Origin of the sequence: Opitutus sp. (assembly GCA_024998815.1) — a bacterium.
In the GTDB taxonomy this organism is placed as follows: Bacteria; Verrucomicrobiota; Verrucomicrobiia; order Opitutales; family Opitutaceae; genus Rariglobus.
Window position 1 is genome coordinate 504,069 of the sequence record JACEUQ010000001.1, and the last position, 15,180, is coordinate 519,248.

The 15,180-nt window shown below is 55.7% G+C and carries 18 protein-coding genes; 3 read left to right on the forward strand and 15 right to left on the reverse strand.

Annotated features, from left to right (window positions below; genetic code table 11):
* Position 1: 1 nt before the first annotated feature.
* From H2170_02090 to H2170_02160, 15 genes are all read right to left on the reverse strand, one after another.
* Complete coding sequence (locus tag H2170_02090; GenBank protein ID MCS6298882.1) at positions 2-325, reverse strand: type II toxin-antitoxin system PemK/MazF family toxin; 324 nt, start codon at positions 323-325, stop codon at positions 2-4.
* Positions 315-542: a type II toxin-antitoxin system RelB/DinJ family antitoxin gene (locus H2170_02095; GenBank protein ID MCS6298883.1), complete on the reverse strand. Its 228-nt coding sequence runs from the start codon at positions 540-542 to the stop codon at positions 315-317. The genes H2170_02090 and H2170_02095 overlap by 11 nt, the downstream gene beginning before the upstream one ends.
* Before the next feature lie 59 nt (positions 543-601).
* On the reverse strand, positions 602-1,393 hold the full coding sequence (locus tag H2170_02100) for a glycosyltransferase family 2 protein (protein ID MCS6298884.1): 792 nt from the start codon (positions 1,391-1,393) through the stop codon (positions 602-604).
* 144 nt (positions 1,394-1,537) lie between these two features.
* Positions 1,538-2,338 carry a glycosyltransferase family 2 protein gene (locus H2170_02105; protein MCS6298885.1) on the reverse strand — a complete coding sequence of 267 codons (801 nt, stop codon included), beginning with the start codon at positions 2,336-2,338 and terminating at the stop codon, positions 1,538-1,540.
* Positions 2,339-2,407: 69 nt separating this feature from the next.
* The gene (locus H2170_02110) at positions 2,408-2,632 is read right to left on the reverse strand and encodes a hypothetical protein (GenBank protein MCS6298886.1); all 225 of its coding nucleotides are present in this window, start codon (positions 2,630-2,632) and stop codon (positions 2,408-2,410) included.
* Positions 2,633-2,755: 123 nt separating this feature from the next.
* Positions 2,756-3,922: a glycosyltransferase family 61 protein gene (locus H2170_02115; GenBank protein MCS6298887.1), complete on the reverse strand. Its 1,167-nt coding sequence runs from the start codon at positions 3,920-3,922 to the stop codon at positions 2,756-2,758.
* A 9-nt stretch (positions 3,923-3,931) separates the two neighbouring features.
* Positions 3,932-4,708: a DUF268 domain-containing protein gene (locus tag H2170_02120; protein MCS6298888.1), complete on the reverse strand. Its 777-nt coding sequence runs from the start codon at positions 4,706-4,708 to the stop codon at positions 3,932-3,934.
* A 29-nt stretch (positions 4,709-4,737) separates the two neighbouring features.
* Positions 4,738-5,568, reverse strand: coding sequence for a hypothetical protein (locus tag H2170_02125; protein ID MCS6298889.1), 831 nt, complete (start codon positions 5,566-5,568; stop codon positions 4,738-4,740).
* Between the two features lie 4 nt (positions 5,569-5,572).
* Positions 5,573-6,400 carry an alpha-1,2-fucosyltransferase gene (locus tag H2170_02130; protein MCS6298890.1) on the reverse strand — a complete coding sequence of 276 codons (828 nt, stop codon included), beginning with the start codon at positions 6,398-6,400 and terminating at the stop codon, positions 5,573-5,575.
* 17 nt (positions 6,401-6,417) lie between these two features.
* Complete coding sequence (locus H2170_02135; protein MCS6298891.1) at positions 6,418-7,605, reverse strand: glycosyltransferase family 61 protein; 1,188 nt, start codon at positions 7,603-7,605, stop codon at positions 6,418-6,420.
* On the reverse strand, positions 7,575-8,444 hold the full coding sequence (locus H2170_02140; GenBank protein ID MCS6298892.1) for a hypothetical protein: 870 nt from the start codon (positions 8,442-8,444) through the stop codon (positions 7,575-7,577). Before H2170_02140 ends, H2170_02135 begins: the two co-directional genes overlap by 31 nt.
* An 84-nt stretch (positions 8,445-8,528) precedes the next feature.
* Entirely contained in the window at positions 8,529-8,966 is a 438-nt protein-coding gene (locus tag H2170_02145) for a hypothetical protein (protein ID MCS6298893.1), read from the reverse strand.
* A complete protein-coding gene (locus H2170_02150) occupies positions 8,963-9,199 on the reverse strand; it encodes a hypothetical protein (protein ID MCS6298894.1) in 237 nt (78 codons plus the stop codon). The genes H2170_02145 and H2170_02150 overlap by 4 nt, the downstream gene beginning before the upstream one ends.
* A gap of 23 nt (positions 9,200-9,222) precedes the next feature.
* Complete coding sequence (locus H2170_02155; GenBank protein ID MCS6298895.1) at positions 9,223-10,563, reverse strand: hypothetical protein; 1,341 nt, start codon at positions 10,561-10,563, stop codon at positions 9,223-9,225.
* A 51-nt stretch (positions 10,564-10,614) separates the two neighbouring features.
* Positions 10,615-11,556 (reverse strand): hypothetical protein, encoded by a 942-nt coding sequence (locus tag H2170_02160; protein ID MCS6298896.1) that lies wholly within the window; start codon positions 11,554-11,556, stop codon positions 10,615-10,617.
* Between the two features lie 792 nt (positions 11,557-12,348).
* On the opposite strand from H2170_02160, the gene H2170_02165 reads away from it, so the two are divergent.
* Genes H2170_02165 through H2170_02175 form a run of 3 tightly spaced genes read left to right on the forward strand, consistent with a single transcriptional unit; the run spans position 12,349 to position 14,935 of the window.
* Positions 12,349-12,708, forward strand: coding sequence for a hypothetical protein (locus H2170_02165; protein ID MCS6298897.1), 360 nt, complete (start codon positions 12,349-12,351; stop codon positions 12,706-12,708).
* Positions 12,705-14,171, forward strand: a complete 1,467-nt coding sequence (locus H2170_02170) for an IS21 family transposase (protein ID MCS6298898.1) — start codon at positions 12,705-12,707, stop codon at positions 14,169-14,171. Before H2170_02165 ends, H2170_02170 begins: the two co-directional genes overlap by 4 nt.
* Positions 14,168-14,935, forward strand: a complete 768-nt coding sequence (locus H2170_02175; protein ID MCS6298899.1) for an ATP-binding protein — start codon at positions 14,168-14,170, stop codon at positions 14,933-14,935. The genes H2170_02170 and H2170_02175 overlap by 4 nt, the downstream gene beginning before the upstream one ends.
* Positions 14,936-15,180: the final 245 nt, after the last annotated feature.

A 15,180-nucleotide genomic window follows, 5' to 3' on the forward strand; every position in this document is an offset into this window, starting at 1 on the left:
CTTAAAGTGCCAGTAAATCCTTTAATGCCATCTTTACAGCATTCATGTCTACGGTCGAGAGGGTGCCTAGTTTACGCTGAAGGGCGTGGTGGTCGATACTGGCAAGGCCTTGAATGTTGACCGCTGACTGTTTGGGCAACCAGCGTGGTTTACCTATATCCACTTCCCCGCGGTAGCCACGAATTTGGGAGGTGAGCGGTGCGACAACGACTAAGCTACGGGCATCATCGGGTAGCGGAAAGGCCAGAACGAGAACAGGGCGCTCTTTGGCCGCCATGCCTAAATCAACGATCCAGACCTCACCTGGATGAGCTTTAATAGGCACCCAGTTTTTCCTCCCACTCTTTGCCCTGCTGCTCGGTGGTCAGCAATCGTTCGGCTGAGGTGGAAACAGTCAGGGGGAAATCCTTACGGATTTCGATTTGCGCCAAAAATATATTAAATGCATCGCTGGGCTTCATTCCCAGGCGTGCGAGGATTTTCTCCGCATTACGCAGGCGTGCCGTGGGAACTCGGGACCGAAATAGGGTGGTTGCTGCCATGGCTCGAAAGTGCTCAAAAGTGATCGATGGTCAAGACTGCTGCGTGATTTTGGGTTGATTCAGACTCGGTGCCGATCGAGTCCTTGGTCACAACGAACGGCCCGCGTGGTCAGCACATGGGCCAGACGCGCTTGGTTGGTTTGCACTTGGGCCCGCGACGCCACCGGGTGGTTTAGATGATAAACCAACGCACGGCCATGGACCAATTTGCGCTGGCGACCGAGGTGATAAAGCCGACTGCATAAATCGGAGTCCTCCATTCCCCAGCCCGCGTAAGCCTCGTCGAAGCCATTGATCGCGACTAAATCATCACGCCACACGGCTAAATTACAGCCGATGAGGCCGCGTTGCCCCTGGTTTTTACGGACGATGGGGCAGGGGAGTCGGACTGCTTTAAATAAACCGCTCAGCCGACCGGTTAAAGCCAACTGGGTCAGCGAAACTCTGCCTGACAAGTAATCGCCGACCGAAGACTCGGCAATAAAGGCCCGGCGCCCCTGGACAAAATAACCGCTTTCGGCCAAGCCGAGATGATCGGCGAGAAATTGTCGGGAGGGAACGCAATCCCCGTCCAGAAAAATAACATAAGAGGATGCGGCCTGGGCGATGGCCTTGTTTAAGATGATGGTTTTACGGAACCCCTGGTCCTCGTGCCAGACGTGTTTTACCTGAACGCTGTGCTGCGCTTGGTGGCGATGGACAACCGCGGCGGTATCCGAATTGGAGCCATCGTCGGCGATGATGATTTCAGCCGGACGGGTTGATTGGTCTAGCAAGGCCGCAATAATGCTGTCCAGCGCGGCCGGCTGGTTATAGGTACTGACGATGATGCTGATCGGGGCCGAAGGCATGAATCAGGTCGGATCAAGCCAAGTCAGTTTAGTCGCAAAAGAGCGCAAAGCACAAACCGGGTATTTCTATGCGAACTCTGTGTTCTTTCGCGGCAAAATGAATAGGTGCTTGCTGGGTATAAAATCAGTGCCAATGAGTGAAGATTAGTGGTTAACGCCTGGGGAGGTGCCAGCGTCTCTCCCATTGAGGTGTTCATAGAGTCGGCTATAACGGACGAACGTGGAGAAGGCGGTGAAAACCGCGATCAGTAGTCCTGGATAGCCATCGAGAAAACCGCGGCGTAGTACATAGGCTCGGAAAAAACGCCAAAACGAGCGGAATAAAGTCGATGGAATTGAAAATGTGCGGCCCTTTTCGATCTGCTGCTTGAGCGCCAAGTCAGTAAAGTAGGGGATTTTATTAATATACTGATAAATCGACGGCATGGTGTAGTGGTGCAGATCTCCCTTGAGCGTGGTCAACGGACCGGTGATCTCGATTTTTTCATGCACATGGGCGTCCCCACCCCATTTGGCGGCGTCGCGGCGAAACAGGCGCAGGCTCAAGTCGGGGTACCAGTCGCCGTGGGTAATCCAGCGATTGATCAGCCACACTTTTCGGGGGAATTTCACACCGGCAAAACGAGTGGGTCCATCGCCTGCAAAAAACGAAAGAATGTCCTGTTTCAGTGCCGGGGAGACTTCTTCGTCGGCGTCGAGCGTGAGAACCCAAGGTAGGGTGCACAAGGCGAGGGCTGCATTTTTGGTATCGCGGAATCCCTGCCAGGGGAGGCGGTGGACGTTTGCCCCAAATGAGCGGGCAATAGCCTCGCTGTCATCGGTCGTGTTATTGAGTACGACAATAATTTCGCCAACCCACGACTTTACGCTGGCGAGTAGGCGCGGCAGGTTTTTGCCTTCATTTTTTGCAACGATGCATACGCTTATGGGAATTGATGCTGACATGTACGACGCGACGAAGGAGACGTGGTGCAATTTAAGACAAGTGATTAAGGCTGGGCCGTGGAACTGTCGTTACTTCAATCCAAACCAGCGGGGGATCTTACTAATTTCTTTGAATCCACGAGCAATTCGTCCGCGCAGGTAGTGGTTCCATATTTCGCGTTGAGTGGGACGGATAATGGTTTGAGGCGGAATATTGATTTCAGGGCAAATGAGACGTAATTCTTCAATTGTGACGGGCATAGCGCGCTGGGAGAGATGCACGGCATCCATTAAAAATAGGGAGATTAGTTTCACGTTTCGATCTGCGACATGATGCGCGTCCATCAGGGGAATTTATAGAGAAATTAGGGGTTGAGCTTGGCTCCGAGGCTAACCCCGGACGATTTAAAGGTTATAGACTAGATTAAAAGTGGTGGATTAAACCCCTGATTCACCAAGTTTATGTAATCTATCCATGCTGCTCCTTATTTTATCAAGAGGGAAGGTCCAATCACTTTCATCTTGCTGGTAATCCTCATCGGCGCTAAGCGGGAGGTATCGATTGCCATGAGTCAGGGCAAGGTGTGTTGTGGTAGAAATCCACTCATGGTAAATATTTCCTGAGGTGCGATGTCCCGGCACGAGTTCTACACATAATGCGCCCTCGCAAAAAAGAACATTACGGAACGCCTGCCCAGCTGGTCCAATAATAAAACAAGCCTCCGTAAAAAGTGTGATTTGCTCGTGAAGTGAAATACGGCTAAGTGCAATACGCTCTAAATTAGGGTGTGTTTGTTGGAGCAGGGAGAAGATTTCATCTTCATTTTTTAGGCGTCGACGAGAAGCGTCTTTTCGCGTTATGAAGATGCTTCTATTTCTTCGTTTTGGGTTTACCCCAATCTTCAAGAGACGTACTATTTCTTGATATACTTTTGACTCAAATGGTAGTGATCGTTCAGTTAGCGGATGATTCGGTATAACCCAGGCATCCTCGCATTGAAGTGTTCCGTAGGACAATTCTATGATTTTCTTCGGTTGCTCACCTAGTTTGGCCAGGTACTCCGTTTGCCAGCATGATTGTCCAGGGGTTATCAGGATGTTTAATTCGCTAGCTGTTCCGATAAACTCACGGGCAAGAAGAATGAGTGGCAAATGCTCGAAAAGGAAATGGTAGTGGTTGTCGGTATAGCGGCTTCCCAATGATACGACAGGACCCTCTATGCGTCGAGAAATAAACCCTATAGGTCGGCGTATTTTTTTAATAGGAGAATTGTCCATACTGCTATCGAGCCGGAGCAACTCATGGGGGGCGGTGAATAAGAAAGACTCGCGGCCGATAATGGATACTTCCTTAAGGTTACAGATTGAGACTTCTGGATGTCTTACTATAATATGGTTTTTAGTATCGCAATAAAAAGCCGATTCAAGGGTTTCAACCCATTTTGTTTGGGATGCAGCACGGATTACGTTGCGATTACAAGCAGGCGGCGGATTTGTGGTGATTTTAAGCTTTGGGCCAAATTTGCCACACCAAGCGGCCCAAGCTTCATGAATTAAGCGTTCAATTTTCCTGACGACGCGGAGGTGTAGGCTAACCGGTGACATGTTGCTGGATTATAGGCGGGCAATGCATGAATTCAGTTGATTACGCGTGAACCGAAATAGGCCACACCCGTAATTCAGGTTCTGCGCATCTTCAATTTTTGAAAAAGGGTCCCACTTTACTGCCGAGTCGTCCTTTATGATTGAAAACTCTACTAGTTTGAGTTCGGGCAACGCGTCGATGATTTGAGCGGGTGAAAACACTCGGTGTGCGTGAAAAACAGTCCGAGATTTACCGCAGGGCGTTCCAATCAAAAGCTGGCCACCGGGAGCAAGTACGCGGGCTAGTTCAGAAAGGGCCAATTTCCAGCTTTTGGGGTCAATAGGATCTCCATATCGACCCAAGCCAATGTGTTCTATTACATGGAGGCAGCTTAAGCTGCTTACGGATTGATCAGGATATGGCAGCTCGCATATGGTTCCACTTACCCATGAAAGTCCCGGTACTTGCGCATCCAGCGGGCGAATATCAACATATTCGACCGGACAAAAACTAACTACGTGCCCGACGAAACCATCAAGGCGACTGGCTATATCAACATGGCACGTAGATTGATATTTGTAGACATGCTGGGCCGCCCATATGTCTTGCAGGAAATAGTGTCCGCGTGCTGAGCCAGCAGACGACTTTCGATCACCTAATATGGGCCGGAGTTCATTCACATCGGCCTTCCATTCATCGGGTGCTGAGCGCTGCCATGTGCGATAACAACGAATAAACCAAAGAGCTTCGGCTGGATCATGTGATAAGTGGCGGATTAATTTCCGTAAATTGCGTAGGGTAATCATTAAGTTGTTTTCTTGAAATTGAGTGATCTTTATTCACTAATTAGTGAGTTAACATTGCGCCAAATATGCTCCTCTACGTAGACATAGCGTTTTGCGCGTTCAAAGTTGTCTTTGATTGCACTAAGGCGCTGGTCGTAATCGAGAGCGCTTAGTCCAGCTAGTATTTTTTCGAGTTGGTATGGGTGCTCGAATGTAATTAATCCATCTAAATTAAAGAATAAACCGATTCCTGGGCATCCCCAATAAATCGGAATAGTGCCCGTTAGGAAGCAATCGATTAGTTTCTCGCTGAAATAGAAGTTTTGTCGGCAATTTTCGATGCAAATAGAATAGCGGAAATCGCGAAGTGCTTCTATCTTCAGACTTATAGGCTTATAACCATTTCCAGCAATGAAATCTATCTGGGGTTTGTGATTATTGATAACGGTGTGCCGAAGTTTGTGGCCTGGTAGGCTCTTTTTGGCTGATGCGATAATAGATAAAGTCCGTTTTTTTTCTGGCAGCGTCCAGTCTTTTTCATGCAGCCAACAACCTCCTATTGGGGTGAACCGTGCGTGAGGGAATTTTTCTAAAATCGGTTGGTTGAACGTTAGAATTCGATTAAATTTACCGGGGTTGCTTGTAATGTACTTATATGCCTTGCGTGTTACTTCTGGTGACTCATATAACCACGCCACTTTTGTTTGTGATTCCAGCGCCACCGCGTCGGCCACATTTTCGTCGGTGTAAACGGTAAGAGGAGATACTGCAGAAGAACGATCCCACTCAAACGGAAGATTTGGGAAATCTAAAACGCCACTCCCCGCCGTTTTAGCGTGTGCAAACATCTTATCCCTAAGGCCAATTTTAATCCGTTTCATTGGTTTAATTTGGAATGACAGTCCAGTTCATTGCCGGTGCGGCTCGGTAACCCCAATGAGCAGGAGCTACCACCTTTTGCTTGTTGTGTGCCGCTAGCCACGCGCCCCACCAACTGAACGTGCTGTTGGCGATGATGTGATGGCGGCAACAGCTCATGAGATGTAGATCTGTTACCGCTCCTGAGGGAGTGGTGTTGCTGTCAACGTGGATTACGTCTGCAGCTGATGGTATATGGGTTTTCGCCCAAGCTGGGTTATCGGAGAAAATGAAAAACACTGGTTTTTTTACTATTGATCGCATGTGCTTAATCGCTCGTTCGTAATAACCAATGCCCAGTACGTGCGCATAATCATTACGGCGAATGTGTAGGCTGACACTTTCAGATTGTTCAATTTGGGTAGCTAGAAATTGGTCAACCGCCGACAGCATAACTTGAGGGCGTAACTCTTCACGAATTTGAAATGAGTGGAATGTGAAGTAGGACTCTCGTTGCCAATAACCTTCCAAATATACTTGGGCTCGACGAGGCTTAAACGTAGTCAGACTAAGGTCAAATAGGCTGCGTTCTTCGTAATAGTTCTTCCAAGCGCAGGGAAGGTAACGGTTGAGTTTCCTTTGTCGGCGTAAGCTTTTGCTGTTTAAATAGTAAAGATTTACTTCGTCTGCGGTTGCCATGGTTGCTTGGATCGGAAATCGGTCCAATAGGTAGGATCTACCGAAGGTGTCCTCGGCAAACCCGTTAATGAGGTCGAGCTTGAGTTCACGGCCGGTGCGGAGGGCGAGGGAGCGGGCCGCGGCATAGATAAAGAGCTGGTTGCCCAGCCCGCCCATGACTCGTGCAATAATCATTACAAGGCGTGCTTAGTGGCACCGGCAAGTAGCTCGGGCAATTCGACGGTGAAGCGCTGGGCTGGGTATTCGTTGTCAGCGGCGCCAGCATGCGAATCTTCCGAATAAAGTGAGACCGGGTGGTTATTATTGAGGGTGCCAATCAGGCTGTAGTTGTCGGCCCAGAATCGGTATTCGTTGTCGTGGGAACGGTGTCCAGGGACGAGTTGGATGATAATTGCGTCGCGAGCATAGAGAGTTCCACGGAATGCCTGGCTGTGAGGCCCGATCACAATCTTAGCCTCATTAAAAAGATTTACTTGTTTTTCCACACTTAGGCCTGAGAGCGATACGCGTCGAATTTCAGGCAGGAATCGCTGCGCTATAGAATAGATTTCATCTTCATTTGCTAAGCGGCGGCCGGGAGCGTCTTTACGTGTAATGAAGATCGAGGATCGTTGCGAAGCTGGTTTTGCCGAGGGTAGTCCGAGTCGCCTGACCATTTCGATGTAAAGTTCCGGAGGGCATAATTCTGCGATGCCGGTGCGACTGAGATTGGGAACGGTCCACGCTTGGCGGCACCAAGTCGTGCCAGGGCTGGCCTCTATGACTTCGTTACCAGTGAATCCAAACGCATTGAGGTATTCCCGTTGCCATCCGCCGTGGCCGGGAGTGACCAGAACCTTACGAGGGAATTCTTTGCCCATACGTTGGTGCGCCAATAGGATACGCGGTAGGTGTTCGACTAAAAAGTGCCCGCGGTTACCGGGCGCTCGTCCGCCTAGCAGAAACACAGGTTCGTCGATGCGGAGGGCTAACGGACGGACGGGACGGCGAATTTTGCTGATAGGGTGCTTATCCAAACTGGCACAAAGTCGCAGGACTGTATGCGAGTCGGAAAAAATAAACGCTTCGCTTCCTGTGACGTAAATGTTTTGTAGCTCCAATAGGCGAGTTGGTGCATGGGAGGAGACGCGAAGGGTCTGGTTTGAGTAATAATTATCCTCGAATGAGTTGGCCCATTTGGTTTCTTCTGCGGGGTTGAAAAGACGCTCGCAGTTAATCTTCATCGATTGGTCAGTAAATTTGATCTGTGGTGCACAGCAGCGACTGAAGCCGGAGAAGGCGTCATGCAGAAAGCGGTCAAGTTTACGTGGTAGGCGGATGGGCACTGTTTTCAGCGTTTGGCCAACCAGAGGGTTTTCCAAGTGCGTTTTTTGCGTTTTACGCGGTCGGCGGCGTGGTCCCAGTTGGACTGGCTCACGATTCCAAAAAAATTATCCGCCAGCACCGCTTCGGTTTCACCGAGTCGGGCACTTTCGGCCTGGTCTGCGGCATAATGGAAACATTTAAACAGGGGTTCGACCGGTCGCAGTGGAATCACGGGGTGAGTCAGCAGGTATTCGCCATACCACTGGGTTTCGCAGGGGAATTCGAGGATCAGGTCTTGGAAGTTCAAACTGCGCGGCTCGGCGTAATCACGAAACAGGCCCTCCCATACGGTCGCCGACCAGACGCAGGGCGTGGGGGCGAAATCGTAGAGGCGTCCCGGTCGGTTAAACAGCGCCTTGGCGCGTTGGCGCAACTCGCGGTATTGGTGGATGCGCTTGGTTTCGCCGGTGCGCGCCGCATGCTGGAGCATGTGCGAGCCCTCGTTGATGACCGTGTAGGGCTGGTCGCCTTCGTATAAAAAGTCGTCCCGGCCGAAGGGGCGGATGAACCACGAGTCGGAGTCGATCACCAGGTAGTTTTGGCAGAGCCCCAGCCGCCAAAACTCTGATTTGACCACCTGCTGCAACTGGCGTGGCTCCAAAGCCGGCGTGCGGGTTTTGCCGGTGGCAAAGGTGAGCGTGAGGATCGTTTCGTCGGCGATGAGGGTAAAACCGTGTTCACGGGCGAGTGGTTCGAAGAGCGCGATATCTGCCTGCGGTACGCTGACGAAAAAGGGCAGTTTTTCCCGGTTGTGACGGGTGATGCTGGCCGCCAGACGCGCGACCCGGTTGAGGTCGTTGTGGTAGGATTTACAGTAAAGGACGATGGGCGGCATGGCGGGGCTGTGAGCTGTGAGCTAGGAGCTGTGAGCTAGGAGCTAGGAGCTGTGAGCTAGGAGCTGTAAGCTAGGAGCTACGAGCTAAAAGCTGGGTGCGGGCTGGAACACGCCAAACACCTCAAAATCACTCATGTTGAGCGTGAGCAGGCGGGTGATGCCGGCGGCGTAGTAGGTGGCGGCTAATTGTGTATCGAGTAAGCGATTACGACCCAGCCGATGTTGGCGCAGCCAAAGTAACCCGAGGCGAGTCGAATCCAGCGTGGGGTAAACGGGTTTCACTTCACAGGCTTCCCACCACCCTTGGGCCTTGGCGAGCGCTTCGTCCATAGTCAACGGGGTCGTAAACCGGCGCGGGTCCGTCACGACATGGATAAATTCAGTGAGCACCTGCGGCGCCAGTGCCAGGGGTTGCGCGTGTTTGGCCAAGGCTTGGTCCAACCAGAGTCGGGCCGCCTCGTGTCCGGGGACTTCACGTAACTCGATCTGGACCAAAAAAGTGGTATCGACCCCGTAAATCATGGTTTTTCGAGAAAATCGTCCAAAAGCTCACTGCGGCTGGACCACGGTTGCAGCAGGGCCCCACCGGAGGAGGGCTTAATGTCCCGCAAGCTCTTTACGGGCCGTATCTTGGATTGACGATACAGCTCCATGGCTTCGCGCAAGAGTTCGGAGGTGGGTCGATCCTGCTCCTGCGCATAGCGCTGAAAATCGGCATACACCGGCTCACTTACATTAAGTGTGATGGTTTTCATGTGGTTCAGGATATATTGATCGACTATGGCGTCAAGCGGGTGGAGGTGGGATTAAATCTTTCGGCTAAAGCGAGGATTTGGCATACAGCCGTTTGATTTGTGTAGGGCGACGGGCGGCCATTGTCGGGCAATCCGGGGGTGCGCCAGCGCTGCCAGTGAGCGATGAGCGCCGTGGCGACGGCGGCGGCATCCGTGGCGATGACGTGAGTGTGGCCTTCGGTTTCTAGAATCCGGTCGAGCATCGGGTTGCGCCAGGTCAGGGCCAGCACCGGGCGTTGGGTCCAGAGGTATTCGTAGAGTTTGGAGGGGATGTACTCTTCGCAGAAGGCGTCGGTGCCGTGCAGCAGAAGCAGCAGGTCGACTTGGCGCATGGCTTCCAGCACCCGCCGACGGCCGCTTTTGCCGGTGAGCGGGTCCTGTTCGAGGCGGCCAAGGACGGTGATGCGGGCTTCGGGGGGCAGGCGGTCGCGGGCGGCTTGGGAGACGCTATCGAGTTGGCTGCCGTAGATTTCCAGCACCACCTCGGCGGCCATCGCCGGTTCGCGGCGAAGGGCTTCGGCCCAGCCGGCGAAAAACACTTCGAGGTTGCGCGAGTCATTGAGCGAGCCGAAGTGGCCGATTCGCAGGACGGGGCCTGGGGCGTAGGTGGTGGCGCTGAAATCGGGTGACTCGGCGCCCGGAATGATCACGTGTCCGCGCGATCCCAACTCGGGGTGGCGGGCGCGAGCGCGAGCGAGGGCCTCGTCGGTGAACCAAAAGGCGGCGTGCGCGTGGCGGCAAATCAGGCCCTCCAGCCAGGCGGCCCAGCGGGTGGATTGGCGCTTGGGGTTCATCGCGGTGTGGATCATCGGATCGTGGACTTCGGCGATCCACGGCAGGCCGGTTTTACGCGCCAGCATGTAGCCGGCGAGGTGGGCACTGTTGGCCCCACCGGTGGAGTAAATGACCGCGGGGCGGCGGGCGCGGATAACTTTTAAGCCGCGACGATAGGCGGGGTAAAACCATGACCACTGGCTTTCGAGGTGAATACAGAGGCGTTCCAGCGCGTAAAAGGGGAGCAGGAGCAGCGAGTAAAAGGCCTTGGAGAACTTATAGGTGAAACCGGAGCCGTAGCGGCGGCGCAGGCTGTGGCGCAGGTCGAACTTGAGGGCGGAGGGGGCGCAACCGTTGAGTTGGTGGTGCTCCAAAACCGGATCGGGCGTGCCGGTGGTCGCACTGATGATCACCGGTTCAATCGAGCGGGAGAGAAAGGGGATTTTGTCGGTGATGGTCTGGCTGGCGGCGCGGCCATCCATGTTAAATCCATGGGAGAGAATGAGCCACACGGGACGTTGGCCAGAGGGCTGGGTGTCTGAGGGGGACATGGTGGATGAGCTGGGAGCTAAAAGCTAGAAGCTAGAAGCTCTCAGCTAGTTTCAGTAGTGCATGCGCTTGGCGAGGCGCCAGCGGCCAAAATGCCAGAAGCGGCGGTGCTGGCTGATGGGTTTACTGCGGTCGTCCATGATGCGGTGAAAGAATTCCAGGAGGTACTCTTCGCTGTAAAACCGGTTGGGCGTGTTGCCGTGGAAATACGGTTGCTCGAGCAGCGCCCGGTATTGGGCTTCGTCACGGTCCACTTCGAGAATCTTTTCGATAAAGGTCTCGTCGTCGGGGTAGTCGTAGCGGCAGAGCATGCTGTTGGTGTTAAACTCTTCGCCAACACGCGGGTTGCCCCAATAAATCGGCACGCAGCGCGCCCACATGGCGTCGACCAGCTTTTCGGTGGTGTAGCCGGGGATTTCTTTGTTTTCGTAGCAAAGGTGGAACTTGCAGGGCTGATTAAAGGCAAGCTTGGGCCGGCCGCCCATGGGCAGCGGGCCGCCGATCGTGTTCATGAAACGCCCGCCTGATTCAAGGGGTTTGCGGGCGTGGAGTTTTTTGAAGAACTCGACGCGCTGGGTGGTGCGGCGCTTGTTGGCGTTGGATACGACCGCAGAACAAAATTTGGTTTTGCGCGCGATGATGGCGTCGACCTCTCCGGGTTGTTTAATGAGTTCGGCGGCGGTGGCTTCGCTGCCCCAGACGTAGTAAGGGAAACGCAGGTTGCGTGGGTCGTCGAGGTAGTGGCAGGTGAGCGCGTAGTCCGTGCGTTTCCAGTCGGGCAGGATGGATTCGCCGGTCCAGAACAGTTTACGGCAGGTGTAGAGCCGGTTGAGGTGGCCGCCTTCCTGGAAGATGAGCAGGTCGGGTTTGTCGCTGATCACGACCGTGAAATCTCGCCGCAGGACGCGGGTGAACCAGTTGTCCACTTTGTCAATGCACCCGAAGTCGGTGAAATCGAGTTTGATGACGGGTTTAATCTTGGCGGTGGCGGGCATGGGAAAGGGGCGTGGCTCGGTGCTTAATGCGGATGGGGCATGAGGCAAGGGGCGGAGGAGGGTGACCAGCCCAAAGTAAACCGAAGCCGGGCCTAAGTTGTGAGCGGCGAGCGGGAAAGCGTCTATTTCTGGCGGTTAGGAATGCACTTCTTCTTCGGTGGATCTTCTTCCCCTTAAAAAGAGTAATACTCTTCTTCCGTGGGTGGGTTTTCTTCCCTGTCCGGCTGGGGATATGAGGGGTGCGAATGGGTGGAGATTGAACCGGCGGGACGCTTGGCGGATGCACAGCGATGCATCCAACCGGTTCACGCAAGTGTTTGCACTGTGTCGATTTCTTTCTGCCCGACGCGCATAACCGCGAGCGTCAGCGCTACTGCGGGAAGCCGGGATGCCGACGGGCGAGCCGGGCGGCCAGTCAGGCCAAATGGTTGGCGAAGCCGGAGAACCTCGACCACTGGAAAGGCCCAGAAAATGTCCAACGGGTGCAGGAGTGGCGGAAGGCCAATCCGGGGTACTCAAGGCGGAGGGGGCCGCGACGGCGGGTGGCGTTACAAGACATCCCAACTACGCAATCCGTTGTGCACCAGCCTAAAGCCGAGCCGGTCGCCGAGGTGGCGTTACCGAATCCCTGCGTGCCGTTACAAGACAGATGGGAGTCGCAAAACCCTGTGCTCGTGGGGCTTATCGCGCAGTTCGCCGGAGTGACGTTACAAGAGGACCTCGAACCCATGCTGCGACACCTGCAATCCCGGGGGCGGGTGATCCTGGGCATCGACGTCCAGCCGCCCGATTATGCAAAAACAACCGATCGATCGCGAACAACTCCGGCGCACGCCGGCCCAGTTTAGCTGGCTGGACCACCGGCTGGTGCGGGGCAATTACCTGGGGCGGGCCAGTGCCCCCGCCTGGGGCCTCTATCTGGTCCTGGTCACCGTGGGCGACGCCGACGGGCTGAGTTACTACGCCACGCGCACCCTGGCCCGGCTGCTCACGCTCAGCGAGGACGGCCTGGTCGAGGCGCGCCGGCAGTTAATCGAGGCCGGGGTGATCGCCTACGCCGCGCCACTTTACCAGGTGCTCTCCTTGGACCGGGGCAGGCCAACGCACACGCTGGCGGCAACGCCGCCGCCGAGCCGGGAGGTGGGCGCGTGATCGATTACGAACTGTATTGCCGGATAAAACAGGCGGAGGCGGCCGGTCACAGTGCGCCGCAAATCGCCCGCTCGCTCCAGTTGCACGTGCAGACGGTGAGGCGCTGGCAGGCGCAGGAAAAGTACGTGCGCAGCCAGGCCGCGCAGGTGCCTAGGCCAAGCAAGCTCGACGTGCACAAGCCGGCGATCGCGCGCTGGCTGGAGGCCCATCCGTTCACCGCCATGCAGCTCTGGCAAAAGGTGCGCGAGCGGGGGTACACGGGCGGGTATTCAATTTTGAAAGACTACGTGCGGCGGGTGCGGCCGAGGAACCTGGAGGCGTTTCTTACCCTCAAGTTTGCCCCCGGCCAGACCGCGCAGGTGGACTGGGGCAGTTTTGGCGCGGTGGAGGTGGACGGCACCCGGCGGGCTTTAAGTTTTTTCGTCATGGTTTTGGGGTACAGCCGGTTCCTGCATGTGGAATTTACCCTCGGGCAGGGCCAGGAGTGGTGGCTGGGCTGTCACCGGCGCGCCTTTGAAAAACTCGGCGGGGTGCCGCGCGAGGTGATGGTGGACAACTGCAAGACGGCCGTCCTCTCGCATGTGCCCGGGACCGACCCGGTGTACAACGCCCAGTACCTGGACTTTGCCCGGCACTACGGGTTTACGATAAAAGCGTGCGGGCCGGGGCATCCGCAGTCCAAGGGCATGGTGGAAAACGCGGTGGGTTACGTGAAAAAAAGCTTCCTTGGCGGGCGGCAGATGAACGGGTTTACCGAGCTGGGGCCGGCCGCCAGCTTGTGGCTGGAAACGGTGGCCAACGTGCGCGTTCACGCTGAAACCCAGGGCCGGCCGGTGGACCGGCTGCCCGAGGAGCGCGCTGCGCTCCTGCCGCTTAACCCGGTGGCCAGTCCGGCGGTGCGCACCTTAAGCGTGCGGGCGTCGCGGCGGTGCCGGGTGAGTATCGAAACGAACCGCTACTCGGTGCCCACGAAGTTTGCCGGGGCGCTACTCACCGCGCAGATCGAGGGGGCGCAGGTGAGGTTTTATGCGGACCGCACCCTGGTGGCCGAGCATGCCCGCAGTTTTGCCCGCCGCGCCGATGTGGAAAACCCCGAGCATGTGCGCGAACTCGAGGAGCGCAAACGGCAGGGGGCGCGGCAGCGCCTGCGGCTACGGTTTTTGGAACTGAGCCCGGCGGCACCCGCCTACCAACGGGGGCTGGAGGAGCGCCGGCTCAACGCGGGACACCACCTGGCGACTATCGTGGGTTTGGTGGCCCTGTATGGAACGGAGGCAGTCGGCCGGGCGATCGAAAGCGCCCATGAACTCGGCGCCTACTCCAGCGATTACATCCTCAACTTGCTCGAACAACGCGCGCGGGCCTTGCCGCAAGCCGGGCCGATCCACCTCACCCGCGCCGACGCGTTGGCCGCACTGGAACTCGAACTGCGTCCCCCGGATTTAAGCCCCTATACCCAATGAAAACAGAACCCGAAAAAACCGATTTATTAAAAGATCAACTCAAGTACCTGAAACTCGGTTACCTGCTGCGCCACCACGGCGAACTCACGGCCGAGGCGGCCAAGGCGCGCTGTTCGCACGCCGAATTTTTACGCCGACTGGTGCAGGCCGAGACCCAGGACCGCCAGATCCGGGCGCTGGAGCGGCGCATCCAGGCAGCGCGCTTCCCGGTCAAGAAAACCGTCGACCAGTTCCAGTGGGACTGGCCCAAGGAGTTGAACGAAGCGCAGGTGCGGCACCTCTTCGAACTGGGCTTTGTCAAGGAGCGCACCAACGCGGTGTTTTGCGGTGGTGTGGGGCTTGGGAAGACACATCTCGCGAGCGCGTTGGGCTACGCGGCGTGCCAGGCGGGCTACACGGTGCTGTTTACGACGGCGGTGGACGCGATCAACGCCCTGGTCACCGCCCAGTCCCTGCACCGGTTGCAAGCCGAGTTGAAGCGTTACATGACCCCTGCGGTGCTCGTGCTCGATGAGGTCGGCTACCTGCCGCTCGACAAGTCGGGGGCCGACCTGCTCTTCCAGATCGTCAGCCAACGCTACGAACGCGGCTCGCTGATCGTCACCACCAACAAGGCCTACAAACACTGGGCAGGGATCTTTAACAACGACGCTGGCATCACCGCGGCGATCCTGGACCGCCTACTGCACCGGGCCCAGACCGTCGTCATCGAGGGCAAATCCTACCGCATGAAAGACCGCCTGGCCGACGAACCTGCAAGCTGACCGGGCCTGATGATCGGCCCCTGGCGGGGCCGGTCATCGGCTTTTACGACAGGTGATTTTGTAACCGCCAGAAATAGACGGTGTTCGCGCCGCCGCTCACACCTAAGTGGGTGGATAATCGGGGGGGGCTAAGGGGGCGGCAACGGTAGTGGTCGCAGAACGCTGAGCTGGAGCTCAGGCACACAGAGCGGCACCAAGCCGGACAGCAGAAGCTGCGGCCTGAGTCGCTCATTTGAGTCCAAATT

What these genes read in the sequence shown, in the direction of transcription:
- H2170_02155 (MCS6298895.1), bottom strand. Translation starts at nt 10,563, where the DNA reads ATGTCCCCCTCAGACACCCAGCCCTCTGGCCAACGTCCCGTGTGGCTC.
- H2170_02115 (MCS6298887.1), bottom strand. Translation starts at nt 3,922, where the DNA reads ATGTCACCGGTTAGCCTACACCTCCGCGTCGTCAGGAAAATTGAACGC.
- H2170_02105 (MCS6298885.1), bottom strand. Translation starts at nt 2,338, where the DNA reads ATGTCAGCATCAATTCCCATAAGCGTATGCATCGTTGCAAAAAATGAA.
- H2170_02130 (MCS6298890.1), bottom strand. Translation starts at nt 6,400, where the DNA reads ATGGGCGGGCTGGGCAACCAGCTCTTTATCTATGCCGCGGCCCGCTCC.
- H2170_02175 (MCS6298899.1), top strand. Translation starts at nt 14,168, where the DNA reads ATGAAAACAGAACCCGAAAAAACCGATTTATTAAAAGATCAACTCAAG.
- H2170_02095 (MCS6298883.1), bottom strand. Translation starts at nt 542, where the DNA reads ATGGCAGCAACCACCCTATTTCGGTCCCGAGTTCCCACGGCACGCCTG.
- H2170_02120 (MCS6298888.1), bottom strand. Translation starts at nt 4,708, where the DNA reads ATGATTACCCTACGCAATTTACGGAAATTAATCCGCCACTTATCACAT.
- H2170_02150 (MCS6298894.1), bottom strand. Translation starts at nt 9,199, where the DNA reads ATGAAAACCATCACACTTAATGTAAGTGAGCCGGTGTATGCCGATTTT.
- H2170_02145 (MCS6298893.1), bottom strand. Translation starts at nt 8,966, where the DNA reads ATGATTTACGGGGTCGATACCACTTTTTTGGTCCAGATCGAGTTACGT.
- H2170_02100 (MCS6298884.1), bottom strand. Translation starts at nt 1,393, where the DNA reads ATGCCTTCGGCCCCGATCAGCATCATCGTCAGTACCTATAACCAGCCG.
- H2170_02160 (MCS6298896.1), bottom strand. Translation starts at nt 11,556, where the DNA reads ATGCCCGCCACCGCCAAGATTAAACCCGTCATCAAACTCGATTTCACC.
- H2170_02140 (MCS6298892.1), bottom strand. Translation starts at nt 8,444, where the DNA reads ATGCCGCCCATCGTCCTTTACTGTAAATCCTACCACAACGACCTCAAC.
- H2170_02165 (MCS6298897.1), top strand. Translation starts at nt 12,349, where the DNA reads ATGCAAAAACAACCGATCGATCGCGAACAACTCCGGCGCACGCCGGCC.
- H2170_02125 (MCS6298889.1), bottom strand. Translation starts at nt 5,568, where the DNA reads ATGAAACGGATTAAAATTGGCCTTAGGGATAAGATGTTTGCACACGCT.